6 protein-coding genes are annotated in these 7,121 nt (G+C 60.4%); all 6 read right to left on the bottom strand.

The window, feature by feature from the left end; translation table 11 throughout:
• On the bottom strand, positions 1-1,438 hold a 1,438-nt coding region (locus AC1DS6_RS42080; RefSeq protein WP_477104743.1), incomplete at its 3' end, for an ImcF-related family protein.
• Between the two features lie 79 nt (positions 1,439-1,517).
• On the bottom strand, positions 1,518-1,805 hold the full coding sequence (locus AC1DS6_RS42075) for a PAAR domain-containing protein (protein WP_441629787.1): 288 nt from the start codon (positions 1,803-1,805) through the stop codon (positions 1,518-1,520).
• A 106-nt stretch (positions 1,806-1,911) separates the two neighbouring features.
• Positions 1,912-3,177 carry a hypothetical protein gene (locus AC1DS6_RS42070; RefSeq protein ID WP_441629752.1) on the bottom strand — a complete coding sequence of 422 codons (1,266 nt, stop codon included), beginning with the start codon at positions 3,175-3,177 and terminating at the stop codon, positions 1,912-1,914.
• A gap of 85 nt (positions 3,178-3,262) precedes the next feature.
• A complete protein-coding gene (locus AC1DS6_RS42065; protein WP_477104742.1) occupies positions 3,263-4,327 on the bottom strand; it encodes a T6SS immunity protein Tli4 family protein in 1,065 nt (354 codons plus the stop codon).
• The gene (locus tag AC1DS6_RS42060; RefSeq protein ID WP_441629750.1) at positions 4,324-5,880 is read right to left on the bottom strand and encodes an esterase/lipase family protein; all 1,557 of its coding nucleotides are present in this window, start codon (positions 5,878-5,880) and stop codon (positions 4,324-4,326) included. The genes AC1DS6_RS42065 and AC1DS6_RS42060 overlap by 4 nt, the downstream gene beginning before the upstream one ends.
• A 65-nt stretch (positions 5,881-5,945) precedes the next feature.
• Positions 5,946-7,121: DUF2345 domain-containing protein (locus AC1DS6_RS42055; protein WP_477104741.1), on the bottom strand; the 1,176-nt coding region annotated here is incomplete at its 5' end.

The following is a 7,121-nucleotide window of genomic DNA, read 5'->3' as shown; positions in this document are numbered from 1 at the left end:
TCGGCAGTTGCACGAGATCCACCAGGGACGCCTCCAGATCCCGCTGCACGGGCGCGACGAGCAACTCGCGGCTGGCCTGCGTGTATGGCTTCCACAGCGCGGCTAGGACCGCCGGATCGCGATTCAGGCCAAAGCGGGTCGCGAGGGGTACGTGATGCTGGGTGCGGTACTCGTAGCGTTCGATTTGCTGCTGTAAGGCGAGGAGCGCGCGCAGGCGGGCGGCCGGGTTGGGGGCCGACCGGATGTCGTTCACGGATTGTTGGGCGGCTTGCAGGTCCCGCCCGTTCAGCACGCCGGACACCAGCATGCCGGCACCCCACAGGCCGATAGCCGTCAGGCTCAGGATTGAAAACACCGTGACCGGGTGCCAGCCGGTCCGCCGTCCGGGTTGACGGCGGGCCGCATCGCCCAGGTACTGCCAGAGCGGCAGGTCGGCGCTGGTCGGCGCGCTCGCATCGGTGGCGGCAGGCCGTGGATACGGCGCGAAGACAATGCCGCCGACCGGGATGCGCCGGCGCCGCCCGCCGTTCAGGCCGGCAATCCATTCGGCGAGCGCCTTGCCGCGCGTGTCGAGGCACTGGGAAAGCTCGCCCATGTAGCGGTCGCGCTCGTTTTGCATCAGTTGCGCGACGCTGCGCTGCAACAGGCGGTCCCGCACCACAAGCAGCGCCTTCTCGATGGCTGCCTCATCCGCAAGACGCGGCAGTTCGCAACCGATGACCGGCGTATTGCCATTGGCGAGCGCGTCCGTCAGGGCCACATCGAGCAGGTAGACCGGGGCGGACCAGCGCAGCACCTCGGCGATGCGCGCCAGGCCAATACCGTAGGGATGGGTGACACGACGCTGTGCCGGCAGGTCTGCCGTGCCGTCGGTGGTCAGGACCACGGCGTCCACCGGACGGCGGCGGCGTAGTTTGTAGAGTTGCTTGAGCCAGTCGGCGTCCGGCTGGCCATTCTGCCCGCTCTTGCTCCATAGCAGCACCGCGTCGGGGGTGATCAGCCAACCCTGTTCCGCCAGGTCGGGCAACAGTCGGGCAATGGCAGCATCGTCGCCGGTGATCAACAGCCAGGGCTGGCGATAGCGCCAACGAAAACCGTGTCGCTGCTGCAACTCCTGGCGAAATGGCCCCAGCAGTCTTGGCTCAGATCCCTTCCGGTCACTGATGGCGAGAATGCTCGCTTGCGTCGTGCCAGCCATCTCCGATTTCCGAAGACTTAACCACTTGCTCAATGTATGCAGGGCATCCCACCAGCGGCACACGCGATCCAACGACGCGACAATCGCCAGCACAATGGCGCCAACAGCGACCACTGATAGCCAGAAGCCCTGCGTTTCGGGCGTCCTGATACCCGCATGCTCGCCCCACATCAAGATGGCACCGGCGACTAGCAGTGCGAGAACGAGTATTGAGATAAGGTCGATCTGCAGCTTCTTCATTGTTCGGGAGATACGTTCATGCCCATGCTCTGAACTCAATCGGGATACTTGATGCCCTCACGCCAGTCGCACGGCGTTCTCAGACATCCATGTAAGACGCGTGCTGCGACGGTATCAGTCGAGGGCTTGGATCACACCGGCAGACACAGAGGTCATCGCTCAATGCGGCTTGTCGCCCGTCAGGCCCCGTCATCGACAGGCGTGGCCCGACACAAACGATCCGTCCCATCGTTTTGCAGGCTGGACACCACACCGGATCGCCCTCATAAGCCTGCTCGCGATCTCCCACCTTGTCGTCCCCATCCCCACCTTCAACGGTTCCACCAGAGGTTGTCGAATCACCCCTCGTGATGTCGTAACGTCTTATCAAAATCAGCTCCTTGTTTGCCATCTCTCGGCCTGTATCGATACAGGAACCCTCTCCAGTTCGTGCCTTGGCGACTCCGTCGCAAAATCAGACGAATACTGTGCGGTCAGACTGGCTCAGTCTCGCGCGATACCGAACGCACGACCGCAGAATCCACACCGTCAGGCTGGCCAGCAAAGACGATCTGACTTTGGACGTCACCGGATAGCGAACCCGCAGCGCAGGCTATCGCGAGCCAGGGTGCCGCAGCGCCAGCATGCCCGACGGTCTGGTCGAGGTCTGTAGGCCGGACGGTCAGCCCAAGACGCATGGCAGCCTCGCGCAACACCCCCGCCTGCGTTGCATCGAGGCCTGTCTGCCAACCACCGGGAATGTCCGCGGCAGTGACATCGCCCCATTTCACGGCATGCGACAAAGCGCCGTCGGACTGGTCGAACGGACCGCGTACCGGGCGATGCAGGGTTGCCTCAGACACCACATGGAGCCGGCCAGCCTGTTCGCCTGGCATGAGAAGAAGAGCGGCTCCCGCTTCCGTCGCGCCGACGGGCGGCGTCTTGCTCAGCACCGGATACAGTTGAATGGCGACAATCAATCTCGCCTCGCGCCCTTCGCCACCAGCAGCCTGATCAAGCCAACTGTCGAGAACATCGAGGCCGGCAGGCTCAGTCTCCTCGGCGAGGCGCATATCTCGAAGTTGACGTTTTCGCCAGCATTCTTGCCAGAGCGCCACATAATCCTTGCGAAGCAATCCTCCCGACACCCATAGACAAACACTAAGATCGACCCGCGAAGGCAAGGACTGGATGCGGTTGGCAAGATCGTCAAGCAGTTCCGAATACAACCATCGCGTCACCTTGCAATGACGGCGATCATCTGCCTCCTTTCCACCAGGATCAAGCGGTACGCCAGGCACCACCAGCCAGCGAGCCTTTGTAGGAGCGCCGTCTCTCGCGATCGGCTTTTGCGTCTCCAGCCTGACAGTACCTGCCCTTATGGCGCCAGTTGCGTTCTCGCTCTGGTCCGACGAAAAACGATGGGCCGCGCCGAGCAAGGCCAAGGGACGCGCAGCCAAGGCGAAGACGCACTCGTTGTACCTGCGGATCACTTCGTTGCGCATCAGAACGTCAAGTCTGTGACCCTCATGATAGCTATACCGGAACAGCAATATCGACGCAGGTATCCCCACCGGGAACAGGATCAGGGTTGCCCAGAATCTCCACGTGTGCGTGGGCAGATGCTTCGGCCATGACAGGAGGATCACGAATGCGCACGCCAGCACCATGACGAGAAACACGATCGCCCAGACTGGCCGCGATGGAGAATTGCCGGGCTCCGGTTCTTCCTTCGGCAAAAGCGAGAAATCAACAGCCATGGCATCCCGCGCAGCGCGGACCGAGATTGGATTTCAGTTCGTTCACTGTTCTGTTCTCCTGTTACGTTACTGGCTTTGAGGGATGTCAGAATCCGTTCGGACGCGGGCGCAAGGTTCGTGAGACCACGTCCCATAGCGCAACGGCCTCGCCCTCGGTCAGCGATGCCTTTTCGATAGGATCGCGTAGCACTCTATTCTCAGATCCAGTATCCATTTCCAAGATGACCAAGGGCGCTTGCGCACTGCCGATCCTGGAATTCGCCTCCAGCGCCAGATGGTGTCCAGGCACACCTCGCGTGGTTATCCCCGCCATCAGCCATTCCTCTGCCGGCAAGCCAGGCAAGTCCACCGGCCCCTTTCGAATCGTGCGGCCCTCTCTTTCCTTGAGCGCCGCGTTGATGCTGTCGCCACGTTGCAGCAACGTGGTTTGCTCTCGAATATCGGAATTCGTCTCCAGACCGACACTAACGTCGATCTTGTCATGCAGCACGAATTGGGTCCAAAGGTTTTCCGTGGCACCGGCCTTGCCCGGCAGGAACCCACCAAAAAAGCACACCCCGGGCTCGGACGGAATCTCACTTTCCGGACGGCCACGCACACGTTTCAGCAGGTCGAATACGCGGGCGCGCAGTTCCGGAACGATGTTCTTGGGAGTGATTAGCTCGACAAGCGAGTCGTTGGTTTGATCCGGGTTGGTGTAATCCCACCCCTCCGTTCTCATCTTGATCTGAAAGCCCCGGTCCCACTTGTAAGCTTCGATGACCCGGCTGGCTGGATGAGCAAGAACATCGCCCCGATGAATGAAATATCTTGTAGCTGCACCCGACACCTCACCGCTTGCATACAGGAACGGGTAAGCATCGGCACTCCTGGTACCTTTCAACTCCGCTTCGCGTGAGGTGACCTCCCGCTGAAACTGATCCTCCGGCATTGCCATCGCCTCAAGAGGAATCTGGTCCACCGTGAGGTTTCCAAACACAAACACATCAGCCGGCATGTCAATCAGGTAGCGTCCCACGCAGCGCGGACCGAGATTGGCTGTTAGTTCGTTCATGGTTTTTCTCTCCTCTTGCGTCAATGGCTTGGGCGGATTGCAGGCTGTCAGACATAGCGCGAAACATGCGATGGCCACCACGGTTGCTTTCTTCATGACTTGTAGGCCATCGAGGTCTTCGCAACGCCACAGGCAATCTTGGTGATCGCCCAAAGGGCAAAAAGCTGTTGGGACCTGTTCTTGTATGCACCTTCGTGATCGACGCCCGGATATGGCACACAAGCCTTGACTCTTCGGCCTGGGGCGGCGCCGGATCGGATTGGTACCGTGCCATCTCCGTTCTCGCCGGCCCCCTTCAAAATGAAGCTTGTCGCCAACGGTCTGCCGCCAGTGTGCTGGTGCACTGTCTGTTCGCCCTTCCCCGGATCGTGCAAGACCTGTCCGGCCGCGAGATCGTCAACTTTGGGATACGCATCGAACAGCCGGAGAGCACTGGAGATTCTCCGCTCCCAGACCACGTCGCCCCATGTCTTATGACCTGAATCGTCTCCATAGAATGCGTAAGTGGTTGCGTGGTACTTCCCACTGATCTCCGCTTGGAATACTTTGACTTGACGCTCAATAAGATCCACAAATCCGATCCAGTCCCGATCAATCGTCGCCTTCTTCGGATCCAGCGGATTGATCAGCTTGTCATCGCAAAGGCCCCACCACTTGCCGCGGACGGTATAGATCTCCTTGTACGGGTCTGCCTTGGGCAAGCCGACAGTACTCTTTCCGTCCTTGAGCTTGAGCCAACCCATCCCGTACTCCGGGCTGGGCAACAACTGCAGGGGCCCGGGTGATTGCGCGAACACAGCAGTCATCTCCGCGGCGTTGGCGCCCAAGACGATCCCTTCCGGCATCTCCGTGCCGGCCTTCACCCGTTTATAGGCTGTAGCCGAACCCGTGGCGGGCATTACGCCGTGCACGATCCCCAGCACGTTCTTGTTGCCACCCATCAGTTCGGAGTAGTAGCGAGATACCAGGCCGCCCATCGAATGCGTCACGATGATCACGTAGTCGCACATATAGCCCTTGCTCCGGTAGTACGCCATGAACTCCTGGATCTTCCCGTCCAATCGCTTTGCAGACTCTGCATTCGATTGGAGCCAGTTGTAACCTACGGCATGCAAGGGGAGCTGGTATTTATAGGAGAGTGCCACCTCATTGTGGGTTAGCAACTCGACGCCAGGTGCATTGGCCACAAGGGTCTTCATCAGGCGCGCGCGCTCGCCCGTCTTGCACTGATCGGCGTCGTTGAGCGCGTTCTCGAGCCAGGGTAGAAACGTGCCATAGCTCATGAAGCCGACCTCACCCCACCCGCGGCGCTTCAGTTCGGCATCGTTCTGGCGCGTGCCTTGCGGGATGGCTCCATCGGCATAGACCTGGGTTTTTTTGGGATCAAGGATCCGCTTTCGTGTATCCGGACCTCTGTTCGCCCACGCCTTCGAGACACTCCCCTTCCCGTTTACGAGCCACACGTGTTTTCCGTCATCACCCATCAAGTTCGTGCCCATCACACCTGGCACAAAGATCACGGGTATGATCCTGTCGGGCACCATGTGACATACGGCAATGCTGTCGTCGGACGGCGACATGACGGACGAGTAGTGCACCGAGCCATCATCGGCTATGGAGGGTGGGATAACGCGTTCAACGGTGGCCATACGAAGTTGCTCCGGTTTGCTTCTGCGTGATTGTGGTTGTGAGGTGCACTGCGCGCCAACGCGACTCATTCCGGATCGATGCGCAGGCGCAGTCCATCCACGAAAAGACTCTTCTGCAGCCCCGTCTTTCCTTCGGCATCGGTGGTGCCACGGATCACACTGCCGTCTTCGCGAATGATGGAGAACGTGCGATTGCTGACGGGCTGACCATCGAAGGGCCATCTGAGCATGTATTGCTCATCAAAATTGGCGTGCTTCCACGTATTCATCGATTCGGCGAGCGAAGCCGGCCCCTGACGGCTGTACGCGGCCGCCTTGATGGTCCGGTCACCGCGCGTGCCGTCCTCAATGCCCGTCGACGACAGGCGAAGATAGGAGCCACCGCACTTGAGCAGCAGCTCCTCCCTGGCCTCGATCACGACGCACCCGTTTGCACTGCTGATCGTCATGTTCTTGTCCGACAGCAGGCGCATCTCATCGCTCTGCGCCTGAATCTCGACCTTGCCCTTAGCAGCAAACAGCTTGATGCCGAGTTTCTGCGCGAACACGGACACCAGTTCGCCCGCCGCAACCGTAAAGCGCTTGAGTACGCTGATGTCGGCATGACCGCCAGCGGTGGCGATCAGGTTTTGAGCGGCCGTCAGTTGCAAGTCGGCACCCGAGGCCAGCGCCAAGCCCGCCGGTGCGCTGACAAGTATCCCGGCCTTCTTCAGCGCCGTCAGCGTATCGTTGAGCAAGGCTTTCTGCCGGTTGTAGTCCGCGGCCACCGCTTGTGCCGCGTTGGCGGCCGAAGCCAATGCTTCGCTCTGCTGAAGGGCTTGCTGCAGCAGGCTCTGCGCTGCCTCCATATCGAGTTGCTGACCGCCGGCGTTCGGCTGGTCATCCGCCGAAACGAACAGCCCCTTGCCGCCGCGAATCGCGCCCCAGCCAGAAGTACGCAGCTCGAACCCTTCGCCGCGCTTCTTGCGTTCGCCGTTGACCATATGCCCCAGGGTCAACTGGCTCTTGCCCGAATGCTCGGTGGAAAGCTGTACGTGTTCCTCGTCCTCCCAGTCTTCCAGTTCGACCTTGTTGCCGCTCTGCGTATGGATGACATTGCGCGACTGCAAGCGGTCCTGGTTGGTGATCAGGTCGACATGCTGGCTGTTGTGATGGAAATGCGCGATATACGGCTTGTTCGGATTGCCGTCGTGGAACGCAATCGCCGCCTCGGTCCCATCCAGCGCCGGGAAGTGAAAGCC

It is taken from the genome of Cupriavidus sp. 05L310, assembly GCF_056398185.1.
The sequence above is the reverse complement of the archived record's forward strand: the minus strand, read 5'-3'. Positions and strand labels throughout refer to the sequence as shown.

Excerpts from the sequence above, each read along its gene's own strand:
- AC1DS6_RS42070 (WP_441629752.1), bottom strand. The coding sequence starts at position 3,177 with ATGGCTGTTGATTTCTCGCTTTTGCCGAAGGAAGAACCGGAGCCCGGC.
- AC1DS6_RS42060 (WP_441629750.1), bottom strand. The coding sequence starts at position 5,880 with ATGGCCACCGTTGAACGCGTTATCCCACCCTCCATAGCCGATGATGGC.
- AC1DS6_RS42065 (WP_477104742.1), bottom strand. The coding sequence starts at position 4,327 with ATGAAGAAAGCAACCGTGGTGGCCATCGCATGTTTCGCGCTATGTCTG.